Annotated in this window: 16 protein-coding genes and 1 pseudogene; 7 read left to right on the top strand and 10 right to left on the bottom strand. The window is 68.7% G+C overall.

Annotation, left to right across the window (positions count from 1 at the left end; translation table 11 throughout):
- Positions 1 to 213, bottom strand: a 213-nt coding sequence (locus BME24068_RS34505) for a GntR family transcriptional regulator (RefSeq protein ID WP_174928774.1), incomplete at its 3' end; no start/stop codon positions are given.
- Between the two features lie 123 nt (positions 214 to 336).
- Here BME24068_RS34505 and BME24068_RS34510 point away from each other — a divergent pair.
- Complete coding sequence (locus tag BME24068_RS34510; RefSeq protein WP_096507740.1) at positions 337 to 975, top strand: FMN-binding negative transcriptional regulator; 639 nt, start codon at positions 337 to 339, stop codon at positions 973 to 975.
- Between the two features lie 105 nt (positions 976 to 1,080).
- Here BME24068_RS34510 and BME24068_RS34515 read toward each other — a convergent pair.
- A pseudogene (locus BME24068_RS34515) lies at positions 1,081 to 1,629 on the bottom strand (thioredoxin family protein); the annotation flags it as partial.
- Between the two features lie 221 nt (positions 1,630 to 1,850).
- Between BME24068_RS34515 and BME24068_RS34520 the strand changes: the two are divergent.
- Together BME24068_RS34520 and BME24068_RS34525 are read left to right on the top strand one after the other, a co-directional pair.
- Positions 1,851 to 2,591 (top strand): response regulator, encoded by a 741-nt coding sequence (locus BME24068_RS34520; protein ID WP_174928775.1) that lies wholly within the window; start codon positions 1,851 to 1,853, stop codon positions 2,589 to 2,591.
- Positions 2,588 to 3,910 carry an ATP-binding protein gene (locus BME24068_RS34525; RefSeq protein WP_174928776.1) on the top strand — a complete coding sequence of 441 codons (1,323 nt, stop codon included), beginning with the start codon at positions 2,588 to 2,590 and terminating at the stop codon, positions 3,908 to 3,910. Before BME24068_RS34520 ends, BME24068_RS34525 begins: the two co-directional genes overlap by 4 nt.
- A 48-nt stretch (positions 3,911 to 3,958) precedes the next feature.
- Here BME24068_RS34525 and BME24068_RS34530 read toward each other — a convergent pair whose 3' ends face one another.
- From BME24068_RS34530 to BME24068_RS34540, 3 genes are all read right to left on the bottom strand, one after another.
- Complete coding sequence (locus BME24068_RS34530) at positions 3,959 to 4,567, bottom strand: alpha/beta fold hydrolase (protein WP_174928777.1); 609 nt, start codon at positions 4,565 to 4,567, stop codon at positions 3,959 to 3,961.
- Between the two features lie 53 nt (positions 4,568 to 4,620).
- Positions 4,621 to 5,349 (bottom strand): metallophosphoesterase family protein, encoded by a 729-nt coding sequence (locus BME24068_RS34535; RefSeq protein WP_174928778.1) that lies wholly within the window; start codon positions 5,347 to 5,349, stop codon positions 4,621 to 4,623.
- A 106-nt stretch (positions 5,350 to 5,455) separates the two neighbouring features.
- A complete protein-coding gene (locus BME24068_RS34540) occupies positions 5,456 to 5,989 on the bottom strand; it encodes a GNAT family N-acetyltransferase (RefSeq protein ID WP_174928779.1) in 534 nt (177 codons plus the stop codon).
- Positions 5,990 to 6,227: 238 nt separating this feature from the next.
- Between BME24068_RS34540 and BME24068_RS34545 the strand changes: the two genes are divergently transcribed.
- From BME24068_RS34545 to BME24068_RS34560, 4 genes are all read left to right on the top strand, one after another.
- Positions 6,228 to 6,974 carry a hypothetical protein gene (locus tag BME24068_RS34545; RefSeq protein WP_174928780.1) on the top strand — a complete coding sequence of 249 codons (747 nt, stop codon included), beginning with the start codon at positions 6,228 to 6,230 and terminating at the stop codon, positions 6,972 to 6,974.
- A gap of 269 nt (positions 6,975 to 7,243) precedes the next feature.
- Positions 7,244 to 8,437 carry a porin gene (locus BME24068_RS34550; protein WP_174928781.1) on the top strand — a complete coding sequence of 398 codons (1,194 nt, stop codon included), beginning with the start codon at positions 7,244 to 7,246 and terminating at the stop codon, positions 8,435 to 8,437.
- An 89-nt stretch (positions 8,438 to 8,526) separates the two neighbouring features.
- Positions 8,527 to 8,958, top strand: a complete 432-nt coding sequence (locus tag BME24068_RS34555; protein WP_096507732.1) for a GFA family protein — start codon at positions 8,527 to 8,529, stop codon at positions 8,956 to 8,958.
- Between the two features lie 515 nt (positions 8,959 to 9,473).
- Positions 9,474 to 11,396, top strand: a complete 1,923-nt coding sequence (locus tag BME24068_RS34560; protein ID WP_174928782.1) for an NHL repeat-containing protein — start codon at positions 9,474 to 9,476, stop codon at positions 11,394 to 11,396.
- A gap of 25 nt (positions 11,397 to 11,421) precedes the next feature.
- Here the strand turns inward: BME24068_RS34560 and BME24068_RS34565 are convergent, their stop codons facing one another.
- The 5 genes from BME24068_RS34565 to BME24068_RS34585 all read right to left on the bottom strand — a co-directional run bounded on the left by BME24068_RS34565 (position 11,422) and on the right by BME24068_RS34585 (position 16,440).
- Entirely contained in the window at positions 11,422 to 12,357 is a 936-nt protein-coding gene (locus BME24068_RS34565) for a c-type cytochrome (RefSeq protein WP_174928783.1), read from the bottom strand.
- Entirely contained in the window at positions 12,354 to 13,037 is a 684-nt protein-coding gene (locus BME24068_RS34570) for a c-type cytochrome (RefSeq protein ID WP_174928784.1), read from the bottom strand. Before BME24068_RS34570 ends, BME24068_RS34565 begins: the two co-directional genes overlap by 4 nt.
- Before the next feature lie 53 nt (positions 13,038 to 13,090).
- Positions 13,091 to 14,143 (bottom strand): substrate-binding domain-containing protein, encoded by a 1,053-nt coding sequence (locus BME24068_RS34575; RefSeq protein WP_174928787.1) that lies wholly within the window; start codon positions 14,141 to 14,143, stop codon positions 13,091 to 13,093.
- Positions 14,144 to 14,151: 8 nt separating this feature from the next.
- Positions 14,152 to 14,943 (bottom strand): thiosulfate dehydrogenase, encoded by a 792-nt coding sequence (tetH, locus tag BME24068_RS34580; RefSeq protein WP_174928785.1) that lies wholly within the window; start codon positions 14,941 to 14,943, stop codon positions 14,152 to 14,154.
- Between the two features lie 216 nt (positions 14,944 to 15,159).
- Positions 15,160 to 16,440, bottom strand: a complete 1,281-nt coding sequence (locus tag BME24068_RS34585) for an MFS transporter (RefSeq protein ID WP_174928786.1) — start codon at positions 16,438 to 16,440, stop codon at positions 15,160 to 15,162.
- Positions 16,441 to 16,735 lie beyond the last annotated feature (295 nt).

Genomic DNA, 16,735 nt, shown 5'->3' on the forward strand with positions numbered 1-16,735 from the left:
GACGAGCTGCGCATACGCGTCGACGACGGTGCCGCGCGCGACCTGCAGCGCCGCCGCGAGCAGCCGCGTGGACGGCAGCGTGTCGCCGGGCCGCACGTCGCCGCGGCGCACGGCTTCGCGCAACGCCTGCGCGAGCTGGCGGCTCAGGTCGCCGGCCGCGCGGTCGAGCGCGCCGAGCGACGGGATTTCGACGATCCGGGCCGTTCTTGGCATGATTCTGGTCTGCTGAAAATGTTCCAAACCGGCTCTACAGCATAAACCAGTTTGCGCTCACAATCGTTGCATGACGGGCCGGTGCCCGCCCCATTTCAAACCCCGCACGACCGTGGAGCCGACATGTACGTCCCCGCCGATTTCAACGAGCCCAACCCCGACGCGCTGCGCGAGCTGATCGTCCAGCATCCGTTCGGCACCCTGATCACATACGGGCAGAACGGACTCGACGCGAACCACCTTCCGTTCGAGCTGCTGCCGGGCGACGGCGGGCTCGGCGAGCTGCATGCGCACGTCGCGCGCGCGAATCCGGTGTGGCAGGCGGCCGCGAACGGCGACGAGGTGCTGGTGATCTTCCGCGCGGGCGACGCGTACATTTCGCCGACCTGGTATCCGAGCAAGCACGCGACGCACCGGCAGGTGCCGACGTGGAACTACGTGGTGGTGCATGCGCACGGACGCATCACGGTGCGCGACGACGAGAAGTTCGTGCGCGGCGTGGTTGCGCGGCTGACGCGCACGCACGAGGCGTCGCAGCCGGTGCCGTGGAAGATGGGCGATGCGCCGCAGGATTATCTCGACACGATGCTGCAGTCGATCGTCGGGCTGCAGATCGAGATCACGCGGCTGGTCGGCAAGCGCAAGCTCGGGCAGAACAAGTCGGCGGCGGATATTCGCGGGGCGGGCGAGGCGTTGATCGCCGACGGCAACGTCGCGATCGGCGAAGCGATGCTGGCGGAGGCCGACGCGAAGCGCGAGTGAGCCGCGCGCAACACGTCGCGAATGTGAATGAATCGCGCGGGGGCGCATGCGGCGCAGCCCCCGCGGCCGCGCGTTATTGCGTGCGCGGCGTCCCGGCGGCTTCCCCCCCGCCTGCGCCAGCGCCCCCCGAATCGCCGCCTCCGTCTTGTCGTACCCGCCTTCGCCATAGCGCGTATAGACGATCTTCCCGCTCGCATCGATCAGGTACAGCGCGGGCCAGTACTGGTTCCCGTACGCACGCCACGTGTCGTAGCGGTTGTCCTGCGCGACCGGATACCGGATGCCGAAGCGCCTGATCGCATCGGCGACGTTCTTCGGATCGCGCTCGAATGGATACTCGGGCGTATGCACGCCGACCACGACGAGCCCCTGGTCGCGATATTTGCGGTCCCAGTCCTTCACGAACGGAATCGTATGAATGCAGTTGATGCACGAGTACGTCCAGAAATCGACCAGTACGACCTTGCCGCGCAACCGGTCGAGCTTGAGCGGCGCGCTGTTGTGCCAGCGGTCGATGCCGGTGAAATCGGGCGCCGGCGTGCCGGCCGGCGAGGTCGTCATTCCCGCGTCGTCGCGGGTGCCGGCGAACGCGGCGATCCCGGCCGTGGCGGCGAGGGCGATGACGACGGCGGCAGTCTTGAATCGGGGCAGCATGGCGTTTCTCCGGTTCGGCCGGCCGTCGCGCGAATGCGTCGGCCGGGCGGGTTTCGACAGCCCTCATTGGGCCGCGCCGACGTATCTGCGATGTGTCCGGCGAACCGCGCGTGTGCAACGTTGTGTGTCGCTACGACGGCGCGATACATTGGGATACAACCGCGTGCCCGCGCTGCGGTATAAAAGCGGCATCGCCCGCCGCCACATCACGACACCGACTCATGGACAAGATCGACCACGTACTGATCGTCGACGACGATCGCGCGATTCGCGAACTGATCGCGGACTACCTGGAGAAGAACGGCATGCGCGTGTCGCTCGCCGCGAACGGCCGCGACATGCGCAACGTGCTCGACGACGGCGCGCCCGACCTGATCGTGCTCGACCTGATGCTGCCCGGCGAGGACGGCCTCACGCTATGCCGCGATCTGCGCGCCGGCAAGTTCCGTACGGTGCCGGTGCTGATGCTCACCGCGCGCGGCGAGGAAACCGACCGCATCATCGGCCTCGAGATGGGCGCCGACGACTATCTCGCGAAGCCGTTCGCGGTGCGCGAGCTGCTCGCGCGGATCCGCTCGGTGCTGCGTCGCGCGCGCATGCTGCCGCCCGGCATGCAGGTGACGGAGACGGCCGGGCTGCTCGCGTTCGGCGAATGGCGGCTCGATACGACGGGGCGCCACCTGCTCGATGCCGAAGGCACGCTGGTCGCCTTGAGCGGCGCCGAATACCGGCTGCTGCGCGTGTTCCTCGACAATCCGCAGCGCGTGCTCACGCGCGACCAGTTGCTCAACCTCACGCAGGGGCGGCAGTCCGATCCGTTCGACCGGTCGATCGACCTGCTCGTGAGCCGGCTGCGCCAGCGGCTGCGCGACGGCGCGCGCGAGCCGCGCTATATCAAGACGCTGCGCAACGAAGGCTACGTGTTCTCGTCGGCCGTGACCGCGGTCGAGGGCGACGCATGAGCGCGCGCGCGCCGTTGCACTGGCCGCGCTCGCTGTTCGCGCGGCTCGCGCTGATTCTGTGCGTGGGCCTCGCGCTCGCGCAGACGCTGTCGTTCTGGCTCACCGTGACCGAGCGCGACCAGGCGACCACCAACCTGATGATGGGCTACATCGAGCGCGAGGTCGCGAGCTCGGTCGCGCTGCTCGATCACCTGCCGCCCGACCAGCGCGCCGCGTGGCTGCCGCGCCTCGCGCGGCGCAGCTATGCGTTCATCCTCGGGCCCGGCGAGACGGGCACGCCGCCGGAGGCGCGGCTGTCGGCGCGCGTGGAGCGCTCGATCTCGGACGGCATCGGCGGCGCATATCCGCTGACCGCGAACGCGATCCCCGGCGATCGCGAGCATCTGCAGGTGCATTTGCGCCTGACCGACGGCTCGCCGCTGACGATCGACATCCATCCGATGTCGACGGTGCCGCTGTCCGGCTGGCTGCCCTACGTGCTGGCGGTGCAACTCGCGGTGCTGGCCGCGTGCTGCTGGCTCGCGGTGCGGCTCGCGACGCGGCCGCTGAACCAGCTCGCGCAGGCCGCCGACGCGCTCGGCCCCGACCTGAAGGGCGAACGCCTGAACGAAGACGGGCCGTCCGAAGTCGCGCGCGCGGCGCGCGCGTTCAACGCGATGCAGGACCGCATCGCGCAGTACATGGCCGAACGCATGCAGATCCTCGCGTCGATCTCGCACGACCTGCAGACGCCGATCACGCGGATGCGGCTGCGCGTCGACACGATGGACGACGACGTGCAGGGCGCGAAGCTGCGCCAGGACCTGCTGGAGATGGAGCATCTGGTGAAGGAGGGCGTCGCGTATGCGCGCACGCTGCACGGCACCGGGGAGGCCGCGCGCCGCATCGATCTCGACGCGCTGCTCGACAGCATCGTGTGCGACTACACGGATGCGGGGCAGGACGTCGCGCTGCACAGCGGCGGCCCGCTCGCGCTGACGACGCGGCCGAAGGCGCTGCGCCGGATCGTCGGCAACCTCGTCGACAACGCGCTGAAGTTCGCGGGCGCGGCCGAGATCGCCGTGCAGGCGGCGCCGGGCGGCGGCGCGGTCATTGCGGTGCGCGATCGCGGGCCCGGCATTCCGGACGATCAGCTCGACGCGGTGTTCGAACCGTTTCGCCGCGTGGAGACGTCGCGCAATCGCGAGACGGGCGGCACGGGGCTCGGCCTCGCGATCGCGCGCCAGCTCGCGCTCGCGATGGGCGGCACACTCACGCTGAGCAACCGGCCGGACGGCGGCGGACTGGAAGCGCGGTTGACGCTCGCGAACGTGGCGTGACGCGTTGTTGCGGGCGTCGAATTCACGCCCGCGGCAACGCGCTCGCGCTCATCGCTGCAAATGCGCGTCGACCAGCGGCGCGAGCGTGTCCGCATGGACGGCCGCGAGATCGTGCCGGCCGCCCGGCACGACGTGCAGCTGCGCGTCGGGCAGCCGGTCGAGCAGGCGCTCGCCGGCCGCGACCGGGCTGATCGGATCGTCGTCGCCCCACAGCAGCAGCGTCGGCTGCGCGATGCGGCCGATGTCGTCCGACAGGTCGGCCCGAAACGTCATGAACCAGTCGGGAAGCTGCGGGTTCGCTTCCGCAAAACCGGTGCGCCAGTCCTGCGCGCCGAGCCCCTGCATGTCGAGGCCGCCGGACGTGACCGTCAGCACGAGGTGCGTGACGTGTACGGTGCGCTCGAGCGCCGCGCGCATCGCGATCACGCCGCCCATCGACTGCGCGATCACGGCGGTCGGCCGGTCGATCGCGGCCAGCACGTGACGCACGAGGCCGTCGAAGTCGTCGACGGCCGGATCGCGCGGCGTGTCGCCGAAGCCCGGATACGCGACGATCCGCCGCTCGGCCGGATGCGCGAGCCGGCTCGCGAGCGGTTGCCAGAAGGCGGTGCTGCCCGATGCGCCGGGCAGGAAGAGCAGTTGCGACGGAACGGGCATAGCGGGTCGGTTTTCCGGGGAGCGAAGCGGGGGGAAGGGCCGGCGGCGATGCGTCAGCACCGGCCGGTGCGCAGCGCGACGGTCCAGTCGTCGCGGCCGCGCGTTGCGGCGGCGGCCGTGTGCCAGTCGTATTCGACCGCATGGAATTCGGCGTGCCAGCCGGACGGCGTGCGCGACACCATCGCATAGCGTGCGTGCGGCGAGCCGGTTTCGATCCGGTGCGGATACGGTTGATCGTCGGTGTACGCCTGCAGCCCGACGCTGCCCGGGTTGACGATCAGCCGCCCGTCGTCGAGCTTCGCCATGCGCGGCACATGCGTGTGGCCGCACAGGATCAGCGACGCGGATTCGTTGCCCGCGCGTTGCGCGATTTCATCGGGCGTTGCCGCGCGGCAGCCGTCGGGCGTGACCGTTTCGAGGAAATAGATCAGGTCGCTGGCGGGCGTGCCGTGCACCAGCAGCACGTCGTCGCCGAGCGTCAGGCGTTCGGGCAGCGCGGCGATCCATTGGCGATGATCGTCGCGCAGCGTGTCGTGCGCCCAGCGGTCGGACAGCCGCATCGATTCGCGCTCGCCGGTCAGCAGTTGCCGTTCGTGATTGCCCTTGATGGTCGGCAGGTCGAGCGCGATCAGGCGGTCGGCGGTTTCGGCCGGGTGGAGCGCGCCCGACACGATGTCGCCGAGATTGACGATCAGGTCGGCGCCGCGGCGGCGCACGTCGGCGAGCACCGCGTCGAGCGCGGCGAGGTTGCCGTGGATGTCGGACAGTGCGGCGATCTTCATGGTGGAAAAGTCGATGCGGGGAACGGCGATTGTCGCCAATTCGGCGAGGATCGTCCAATCGCGTCGACGGCGCGCACACGGGTGTTGTGCATCGCGAGCCAGTCCGTCAGTCGGTCGCGAGGCGCGCGTACATCGCGAAGTCGCCCGGCACGCCGCGCACCATCCGGTATGCGCGCAGCACCCCTTCGTACCGGTAGCCGCATTTCTGCAGCACGCGCGCGGAGCCGGCGTTGCTGTTCAACACGACGGCCTGGATGCGCATGAAGCCTTCCGCGAAGGCCCACGCAGTGACGCTCGCGCACAGCGCGCTCGCGATGCCGCGCCCCCAGTGCGACGGCGCGATGTCGTACGCGATCTCGGCCGTGCGGTTCGCGGTGGACACCGTATGCAGCCCGATCGTCCCGGCGAGCGCGCCCGATGCATCGTCGACGATCGCGAGACGGCGGATCGAATCGGGATGAACGGATTCGATGCCGTCGAACAGCGGCAGCAGATCGTCGCGCGTATGCAGGTTCCAGCTCGTGTGGCGCACGACGTCCGGGTTCGACAGGTAGGCGTACCACGCGTCGAGGTCGGCGCGGTCGAGTTGCCTGAGCGACAGGCCAGGAAAACCGGCGCGGGGCGGTGCGTCGATTCTCATCGCGTACCTGTTGCGAACGAGGCGGCGTGCATGGCTGAATGCTCCGGCGATGTTGTTGCAGCAGAAAAATCGGCTGGCAAGCGCCACCCCCTCGATCTCGAACAAGGTGACGGAGCGCGCGTTGGCTTCCACGTCCTGCTAATTCTAACGGGTGATCGAGCGTTCCGAACTTGTGTAAGGTTTTCTGCGGCAGCCTCCCATTGCGCGTGGGGATCCTCAATCAAGAACGGAGTTTCGGATGAGTGACGTCGTGGAAAAGAAGGTCGAAAAGAAGCATGTGCTGGATTGGCCGTGGCCGGTCATCGTCTCCATGCTGGGGCTGGTGTTGCTCGGCATTGCCTATTCGTCCGGCGATGCCTATTACAAAGGACTGCTCGCGAGTTTCTGGATAGATTACGACGCGTTCCCGATTGATAAGTCGCGGCACCTGGTGCTGTCGGTCTGGAGTGCGTTGAACGCATCGATCGGTGTTCAAAACTGGCTCGGCTCAAACAAGAGCACGCTCTGCTTCGTGCTGTTGTTTCTGCTGATCTACTTCGCCGTTTGTGTGACGCTCGAGAAGTTTCTTCGCTGGGTCATCGAGAAGATCGGCAAGCGGAAGGACGGCTCGACGAGGTCGTTCAACCTGCCACCGGCCCTCAAGCGATATCGCGACTTCGTACTTTGGTCGCTGTTCTGGGGCATCAACGTAACGTTGCTGGCGATCTTCCTGCCGGTGGTTGCGTCGATACCGTCCGGCATCGGCGAGGCCGTCGGGGCAAGCGTGGCGACCGATATGAAGCAGGACTTCGACAAAGGGTGTGAAAAATCGAGAACACGCTGCCAGGTTCTATTGAAGGACGGAAAAGAGGTCGCTCGTGGCTATGTGGTCGTGCAATCGCCGTCGCGTATCGCGATCTACCTGGGCGGGGCCGTGCGCCAGATGCAGTTGGACGGCATCGAAGTGCGGACGCTCGAACGTTCTGCCCCTTCCGCCAGGAACTGACGTAGCACCGAGTCGCGGGCATTCACCCGGCGACTGATTATCTCGATATTGGCAAGAAGCTGTTTTCATTATTGCGCTTTCGAACGGAACCGGTTCCAACTACCATGGCGGCGTCGCGGCGGGCAGGGCTGCCGCGGCATCGCGCGCGTATCGCACGGGCGCGTCCCCGCGTGCGGGCACGGCCGGCCTCGCACCGTCGGCGGATCTCGCCGACCGCACGCGCTACTCGCACAGAACAACGGGCCGAGCGCCCGGAGACGCTAAAAACCATGAACAAGCAACTGATCGCAGCACCGCTGCTGCTCTCGCTCGCGGGCATCGCCTCCGCACAAAGCGCCGTCACGCTGTACGGCATCGTCGACGCGGGCGTGACTTACCGCAGCAACGAACGGGTCGGCTCGCCGGGCGCCTACACCGGGCATTCGAATGTCGGCCTGACCACCGGCAACCTGTCCGGCAGCCGCTGGGGCATCAAGGGTTCCGAGGATCTCGGCGGCGGGATGCGCGCGCTGTTCGTGCTCGAGAACGGCTTCGACATCACCAACGGCACGTCGGGCCAGGGCGGCCGCCAGTTCGGCCGCCAGGCGTTCGTCGGCGTCGGCAGCGACCGCTACGGCACGATCACGCTCGGCCGCCAGTACACGTCGCTCGACGACTTCGTGAGCCCGGTCGGCCCGTCGTCTTTCATCGGCGGCTTCGGCGCGCATCCGGGCGACATCGACGACCTCGACCAGACGGCGCGTGTCGACAGCTCGATCAAGTACACGAGCGCGAACTACGCGGGCTTCACGTTCGGCGCGCTGTACGGCTTCGGCAGCCAGCCGGGCAGCATGAAGCAGCGCAACACGTGGAGCGTCGGCGCGGCGTACGCGGCGGGGCCGCTGCGCGTGGGCGTCGGCTACGAGCGCTCGGACAACAGCAAGACGGGCGCGACCGACCCGACGTCCGGCACCTGGCAGAGCACCGACGACGGGCTGTTCAACTCGTCGATCAACGAAGGCTACGCGAGCGCGCAGTCGCAGCAGGTCATCGCGACCGGCGCGACGTACGACTTCGGCCCGGCCGTCGTCGGCGTGAACTACAGCAACGTGCAGTACCGCAGCGGCGCGCAGTCGCTGTTCAGCGGCCATGCGACCTTCAACGTCGCGGGCGTGTTCACGCGCTGGAACGTGCGGCCGCAGACGCAGCTGTTCGCCGGCTACAGCTATACGCGCGGCAGCAGCGTCGACGGCATCGACGACCGCGCGCAGTATCACAACGTCACGCTCGGCGCGGTGTACGACCTGTCGCAGCGCACCAGCGTGTACCTGCTCGGCGCGTACCAGCACGCGTCCGGCACGACGCTCGACGCGCTCGGCCAGCCGGTGGCCGCGACCGCATCGGTGTCCGACAAGGCGAACGGCCACTCGTCCGACTCGCGGTCGCAGGCGATCGTGAGCCTCGGCCTGCGCCAGAAGTTCTGACGCCACGCGCGACCGGCGGCCCGCCCGGGAGGCGTGGCACAGGTCGCGCGGCTCGCCTCTATACTGTCGCCTCCCTTTCTGGAGGCGACATGACCCGAACCCGTTCCGCGAGTTGCCTGTGCGGCGCCGTTACCGTCACGCTGCACGGCGAGCCGGCGGCGCGTGCGAATTGCCACTGCGCGACATGCCGCGATTTCTACGGCACGCCGATGCTGTCCGCGACCGCATGGCAGCCGGAGCAGGTGTCCGCCACGGGCGCCGACGCGACGTTTCCGCATCCGTCGAAGTCGATGTCGCGCACGTGGTGCCCGGCGTGCGGCGAGATCGTGTTCGGCACGAACCGGCTCGGCATGCGGGTCGTGCCGAACAGCCTCGCCGCGCGTGCGCATGGCGGGCAACTGCCCGATGTACTGCAGCCGACGATGCACCTGTTCTACCGGCAGCGCGTGATCGACGTCGTCGACGCACTGCCCAAGTATCTCGACGGCTGGGACGGCCCGACGCTCGACAGCGCGCACTGATCCGCGCCGGCTGCACGCGCGGCCGGCGTGCGGCCGTCTCTCCGCTCGCCGCATACACGGCACCTTCCTCCGCGGCCATTGCCTCGCGCGACGCATCGCATTACTTCACCTCTTCACGATTTCCGCAGTCACCCGGCACGCGTCGCGCGCATTCGGATGCGCAATGCCGAATGCGCCGGACATTATTTTTCCTCTTTCATTTCAATTTCGATTTGTAATCATCGAGTCGATTTGCCGGAAATGAAAAAGCAATGCGTATGTATCAGAAAAAATGACGCGCCCGCATTGAATGATCCGGAAGAAAATTCCGGGAAGTGCAGGCTCCGGACGTGCCGTCTGACGGCGCGTAGCAGCGCCATTCCCGGTCTTGCACTGCATCGGTGAAATCAGATTGCGCGGTAAAAGAACGTAACAGTTAATTCGCGGCGGGATTGAACGGGATTTTGAAGAAATCACCAATGTTTCATATGCGGCGAATTACAGTGTCGAGAAACAATCGTCCGGGAGCATCATTCATGTTAGTGAAACGAATCCGCGCAGTATTGCCCGGAATATGCATTGCCATGCTGGCGTCGGTGAGTCACGCGCAGACGTCGTATTCGACGGACTGGCTCGCCAACACGTTCGGCACGCTGAGCACGCACGTCGGCAACGGCGCGCGTTCGCTGTGGGTCGCGCCCGAGGGCGTGATCTACACGGCGTCGCGCTGGGACGAAAACGCGGGCGGCGTGGCGATCTACCAGAACGGGCAGACGCTCGGCACGATCGGCATTCACGACGAATTCCAGGGCGGCGCGATCACGGGCAACGCGACGTCGCTGTTCGTCGCGCTCGGCTACAACCGCACGTTCGGCAGCGGCTCGGTGGGGCGCTACAACCGCGGCACGAACCAGCGCGACCTGCGCATTCCGGTCAGCACGTGGACGGGCATCCAGTACGCGGACGTGATCACGGGCCTCGCGACGGGCGGCAACCTGCTGTACGTGAGCGACTTCTACGGCAACCGCGTGCGCGTCTACACGACCGACGGCGTGTGGCAGCGCGACATCGGCGTAGCGGGGCCCGGCGCGCTGGCGCTCGACGCGTCGGGCAACCTGTGGGTCGCGCGCCAGAGCGCCGGCGTGGTCGCGCAGTTCAGCCCGGTCGGCGCGGCGATGAGCACGATCCAGATGGCCGCCGGCGCGCGGCCGGCGTCGCTGTACTTCGATGCGCCGAACGGGCGACTGCTGGTGGGCGACGAAGGGCCCGACATGAACATCAAGATGTACACGCTCGCCGGCCAGCCGACGCAGGTCGGCACGTTCGGCGTGCAGGGCGGCTATCTCGACACGACGTCGGGCATCAAGGGGCAGGTGGGCGACAAGCGTTTCACGCGCGTCGCGGGCATCGGCAAGGATGCGGCCGGCAACCTGTACGTGCTGAACAACGCGTGGGGCGGCGGCTGGGATCTCGGGCGCAACGGCAGCACCGACCTGCATGCGTACGGCCCGACGGGCGCGCTGCAGTGGAAGCTGCAGGCGCTGAACTTCGAGGCGATCGCCGCGCCGGACCCCGTCACCGACGGCACGCTGTTCTACAGCGGCAACAACGTCTATACGGGCACGGCGGGCGGCACGTTCGTCGCGAACACGGTCGATCCGTTCACCTATCCGAAAGACCCGCGCCTCGACATGAACGACTACCAGCGCGGCCAGCATTTCGGCCAGCTCGCGATGGTGGGCGGCAACCGGATCCTCGTCGCATCGGGCCAGAATCCGGGCAACTTCAACTTCTATCACTTCAACAGCGCGAGCGGCTACATCGCGATTCCGGACGGCTCGATCCCCGGCAAGCCGTTCAACACGAACCTGCAGGTGACGGCCGGTTTCGCGATCGACGACAACGGCGACGTGTGGGCCGGGCTCGACCGCACCAACACCATCTCGCACTATCCGATGACCGGCTTCGACGCCACCGGCAAGCCGTCATGGGGCAAGCCGGCGCAGATCCAGATTCCGCGTACCGTGCTGCCGCTCACGCGGATCATCTACCAGGCCGACAGCGACACGATGATCCTCGCGCAGGGCATCTCGGGCAGCTGGGACTGGACCGCGATGAACGGACACATCGAGGTCTATCACGGCTGGAAGGGCGGCAACACGGGCGCGCCGAACCCGGTGATCGACCTGACGAGCGCGAACCCGAAGTCGATCGCGGCGGCCGGCCACTACCTGTTCGTCGGCTACGTGCACACGGTGCCGAACATCGACGTCTACGACCTGAACACCGGCAACCTCGTCACGACGCTGACGAACTCGAACACGTCGGCGATGGACGTCGGCAACGACGTCGACTCGATGTACGGCGTCCGTGCGTACCGGCGCTCGACCGGCGAGTACGTGATCACGAAGGACAACTACAACGGGTCGAGCATCGTCGTGTATCGCTGGCATCCGTGACCACGCGGGCCGCGCCGCGCGCGCGTCACGGCGCGCCGAGCACGCGGCCGTTCACCTCGCGCCCGTACATCGAGTCGGGCGTGTCGTGGAACTTCGCGCGAGTGTCCTGCACCGTGCCGGTGAAGCGCGGGTCCTGCGGGCGCTCGTGGCTGTCCATGAAGGTTGCGACGTCCCACGCCTGCTGATCGGTCAGCGTGCCGCCGAGCCCGAGCGGCATGTTGGCCTTGATGAAGCCGGCGGCGTTGCGGATGTCGCCCATCCCCGCTCCCCAGTTGAACGAGCGCGCGCCCCACAGCGGCGGGAACGCCGGCTGGCCGCCGCTCGATTGCCCCTGGCCGTCCGCGCCGTGACACAGCGCGCAGTGCTGCGCGTAGACGGCGGCGCCGCGCGCGTAATCGGCCTTCTGCGCGGGCGGCGGCAGTTTCGGGAAACCCTGTCCCGGCAGTTTCGTGCCGACCGGCGCGCCTTTCGCGAGCCAGTACGAATAGGTTTCGAGCGCGACGAGGATCGGGTCGCCGGCCGGCGGCGCCTTGCCGTTCATGCTGTAGCGAAAGCACCCCTGCAGGCGTTCGGCGAACGTGTTCACGTGCCCGTTCTTGCTGCGGTAGGCCGGATACAGCAGGTACGCGGCCCACATCGGGCTCGAATCGGGGCGGCGGCCCGCGTCGAGGTGGCAGCTCGCGCAGGTCAGCTTGTTGCCGACGTACTTGCCTGCGTATTCGGGCGTGTGGAGGAAGATCTGTTCGCCGAGCTTCACGGTCTTGCCGAAGTCGTCGGCGGGCAGCGCGGATTCGGCGGGCGGCGTGAACGGCTTCGCCGTGGCGGCGGGCAGGGCGGCCGCCGGGGCGGATGCCGCGGCCGGCGTGTCCTGCGGCGCGGCCGCGCACGCGAGCGCGGGCATCCAGGCCGCGCCGAGCAGCGCGGCGCGGGCGCGGCGGATCAGCTTCGTGCGGTCGATCATTGCTTGTCTCCGTTCGTGGCGCCGCCGCGCGCATAGTAGGCGGCCACCGCGTCGATATCGGCATCGGACAGCTTGCCGGCGATCATCGGCATCAGCGCCATCGGCCCCGGGGGGCGCGTGCCGTGCTTCCACGCGTTCAACTGGCCGGCGATGTATGCGGCCGGCTGGCCGACCAGCGGCGGAAACGCGGTGCCCACGCCGAGGCCGCCCGCGCCGTGGCATTGCGCGCACGCGGGCAGGCCGTCCGACCAGCGCCCGCGCGTCGCGAGCCATGCACCGGCGTTCGCCGGATCGATCGATGCGGTGCCGGCGGCGATCGCGGCCGGCGCGGGCAGGCTCGCGAAATACGCGGAGACCGCGTCGCGCTCGTGCGCCGACAGCAGTTTCGCGAGCGGCTGCATCACGGGATTCTGGCGGCTGCCGTCGGCGAACGCGGCCAGTTGCGCGGACAGGTACGCGGCATGCGTGCCCGCGAGCCGCGGAAAGCCGGCGGCCGCATTGCCTTCGCCCTGCGCGCCGTGGCAGCCGATGCATGCGGCCACGCCCGTGGCCGAACCCTGTGTGGCGAGCGTCTTGCCGAGCGTCGCGTCGTCCGCGTAGGCGCGGCCGGCCAGCAGCGCCGCGGCGGCGAGCAGCAGCGGCGCGAACCGGCGTCGCGGTGTGTCGAACGAATCGTTCACGTGTCCCCTCCTGGTTGTCTGTCTTGTTGCGCGCGCAGCCGTGCCGCAGCGCGTCAGCCCGCGTCGGGCCGGGCCTGCTGCGGCGCGATAGGCGGCGTCGGTGCGCTCGCGTCGTAGCGGCCGAAGCCGTAGCGCGCGAAGATCCGGAACGCGTCCGGCGACCGGATGAACGCGAGCCACGCGCGCGCGGCTTCCCGGTGCGGCGCGTTCCTGACCATCGCCCCCGCGTAGATCGCCGTCGTATTGTGCGCGGATGGAATGTCGATGTGCATCAGCGGATGCCCGACCTGTTCCTGGAACGCGGCTTCCGATTGCCACAGCACGCCGGCGTCCGCGCGGCCCTGCATCAGGAACAGCGCGGTTTCGCGATGATGGATGTGGGTGAGTTCGGTCGTGCCGTCGCGCACCTTGTCGTCGTAGACGGTGCGCGCGAGCGCATCGCCGCCGGCCTTCACGAGCGACGCGCGAATCTGCCGCGCGACGCCTTCGAATGCCGGGTTCGGCATCGCGAGCTTCACGTCGGGCCGCGCGAGATCGTTCAGCGATGCGATGTGCTTCGGATTGCCGGCGCGCACCATGATCGTCAGCCGGTTCGTCACGTACGGCACGGCCGGGCCTTCGAGCGTGCCGTTCGCGATCAGCGCGTCGACCTTGCCGAGCCCGGCGAAATACGCGTCGGGCCTGACCGTCCACGTCATGTTGCCGACGGTGATCGTGCCGCCGGCCTGCATCTGCTTCGCGAGCAGGCCCGGCGGGATCGTTTCCCAGTAGATGCGGCCGCGGTATTCGGGATGGTCCGCCTCGAACTGCGCGACGAGCGGCGCCATCGCGAAGAAATAGTTGCCGCCGACGTACAGCACGAGCTTCGGCGCGGTGAGGTCGCCGTGGAAGTCGGCGAGCACGTCGACCTGCGGCACCGTGAATTCGAGGCCGCGATGCGTCGCGTCGTTGTTGCGACCGTCCTGCCACGGCGGAAAGACGTTGTCGCCCGTGGCGGCCGGCGCGGCGAGCGATACCGCCGACGCGCAGCAGAGCGTGGCGAGCGCGACATGCAGCGCGGCGCGCCGGCGGCGTCGCGACGGCGAATGCGTGGGGGGCGATGTCATCATGCGCGTCACTTCGCGTAGGTGAAGCCGGCCTGCTGCAGCTCGGGCAGCGTGCCGACCGCGCCCGGCGTGACGATGGCGGACGGAATCACGTGATTGGTCAGGTCGGCCGCGAGGGCGTCGAGCGGCAGCTTGTCCGGATTCGCGTTCGCGCCGTCGAGCCGTTCCGCGAGTTCCCAGATGGCGTTGTGGCACGACAGGAACACGACGCCGCGCTGCAGCAGCGCCGCGATGCTGTTGTCGTGCGACGAGAATGCGCCGTCGGCCAGCTCGTGATCGTTGGCGTCCGTGGCTTGCGCGGGCTTCGCGGCGAGCAGCGTGTTGGTCGCGAATGCGGCGCCGGCGAATGTCGCGAGACCGTATTTGTCCCACGCCGTCTGGTCGAACAGCGCGAGATGCGCGGTGCCGTGCGTGGCCGACACGACGAGGAAGTCCGGATGGCGGAACGACCAGATCTGCGCGTTCAGCGCGTTGCGCATCAGGTTCAGCCACGGGCCGCCGAGCTCGGTGTTGTCCCATACCTGCTTCGGGCCGCCGCGATAGCCGATCACCTCGGTGAGCGCCGCGTGATCCCACTGGTCGGGCCGTTCGAGAATCATCGGCACCGTCTTGAAGTCGCGCCGTCGCGGCGCGGCCGCCAGGCGGCGCGTGAGGTCGGCGAGGCGCGTCGCGCCGCCGGGCAGCAGCGCGCCGGGTTCGGGCGTCGCCGCCTGCGCGACGCGCGATGCGCCGAGCAGCGCGGAGCCGGCCGCGAGGCCGAGGGTCTTGAGCGCGTCGCGGCGCGCATGCCGGTCGGACATGGAGCTCTCCCGATATCGTTTTTGTTGGGGGGCGTGCCGCTGCGCCGTGCCGCGGCGGAGCATGCCATCGCGCTGCCAGTCTAGAGGCGCGCGACCGATAGCGGAAATCGCGATATCGGATGGGAGATATTCGAGGGTCCGATGATTGGCTGACACGACCGCGCAGCGCGACGCCGGCGAATGCGGCTTCGCGCTGCGCGGGACAACGGCGCGACGTCAGTGTGCGGCGCGCTCGCGCAGCACTTCCGACGGCCGCGCGTTGCGCACGAACACGCCGGCCAGCACCGCGCCCGCGAGTGCGATCGCGCCGGCCAGCACGAACGCGGACGCGAACGAGCCGCTGCGATCGACGATGAAGCCCGTCACGGCCGGCCCGATCACGCCCGACAGGCTGCCCATGCAATGCAGGAAACCGCTGACGCCGCCGACGCGGGCCGGATGCACGACGTCCTGCACGATCGCCCAGTAGATCGCGCCGGTCACGTACAGGAAGAACAGCGATACCGACATCAGCGCGACCGCGCCCTGCGTCGACTGCACGGCGCCCGCGACGGCCACGCACGCGCCGGCGCCGAGCAGGCAGGTGACGAGCACGATCCGGCGCGACAGCAGCAGGTTGCCGGTGAGCCGGTAGAGCGCATCCGAGATCGCGCCGCCGCATGCGAGGCCGACCGTGCCGACGAGCCAGGGCACGACGGTGGCCACGCTCATCTCCTTGATGTTCAGGTGATGCGCGCGCACGAGATAGCTCGGGAACCAGCTCAGGAAGAAGAACAGCACGTAGTTGTAGCTGAAGAACGCGGCGGCCGTCGCGAGGATGCGCGGCTGGCGCACGTAGTGCGACAGCGTGTGCGCCGGGGTCGCCGCGCCGGCCGACGCCGCGTGGGCCGACGTCGCGGCGGGCGCGCCCGGTGCCGCGTCGACCGGCGTAGCCGGACGGTCCGACGTCGACATCGTCCACACGACGACCCACGCGAGCCCGATCGCGCAGACGATCCAGAACGCGGGCCGCCAGCCGAACTGCGCGGCCAGCAGCCCGACGATCGGGCCGGCGATCGCGCCGCCGAGCGGCGAGCCCGCGCTGAGCAGCCCCATCGCGGTGGCGGCGGCGTCGCGCGGCAGCCAGTTGTTGACCATCTTGTTCGCGGCCGAGCACAGCGGCCCTTCGGCCATCCCGAACAGCAGCCGCACGATCAGCAGGCTCACGAAGCCGACGGTCAGCGCGGTCATTCCGCAGAACACCGACCACAGCCCGACCGACAGCACGTACACGAGCTTCGGCCCGAGCCGGTCGGACGCGAGCCCGCCGATGAAATTGAACAGCGCATAGCCGACGAAGAACGTGCTGAACACGAGGCCCATCTGCGTGGCATCGATGCCGAGATCGGTCTGCACGATCGGCGCGACGATCGACAGCGCCACGCGGTCGAGATAGTTGATGCCGTACACCAGGAACAACAGGAACACCGTGAACCACGCCTGCGACTTCTGCTTCATCTCCGTCTCCTTCGTGCCGGTGGGCCGGCCATCATGTTCGTGTCTCGTTCTCGTCGATCGTCCGCCGCGTCGGCAACGACGTCGGCGGGCGGGGGCATTGCGCGGTTCGCACGGCTGCGGCGAACCGGGCGGGTGTTCAGCGCGCGTGCAGCGGCGCGAGCAGCGCGTCGGTGCCGTGCGCGCGCAGCGTCGCCAGATGCATGCCGACGCGGGCGATCAGCGCGTCGGGCCACGCGACGTCACCGGCGAGCGCGGCGCTGCCGAGCGCGGCCCGGACCGCGCCGGCGGCATCGCC

Source organism: Burkholderia anthina (assembly GCF_902498995.1).
Lineage (GTDB): Bacteria > Pseudomonadota > Gammaproteobacteria > Burkholderiales > Burkholderiaceae > Burkholderia > Burkholderia anthina.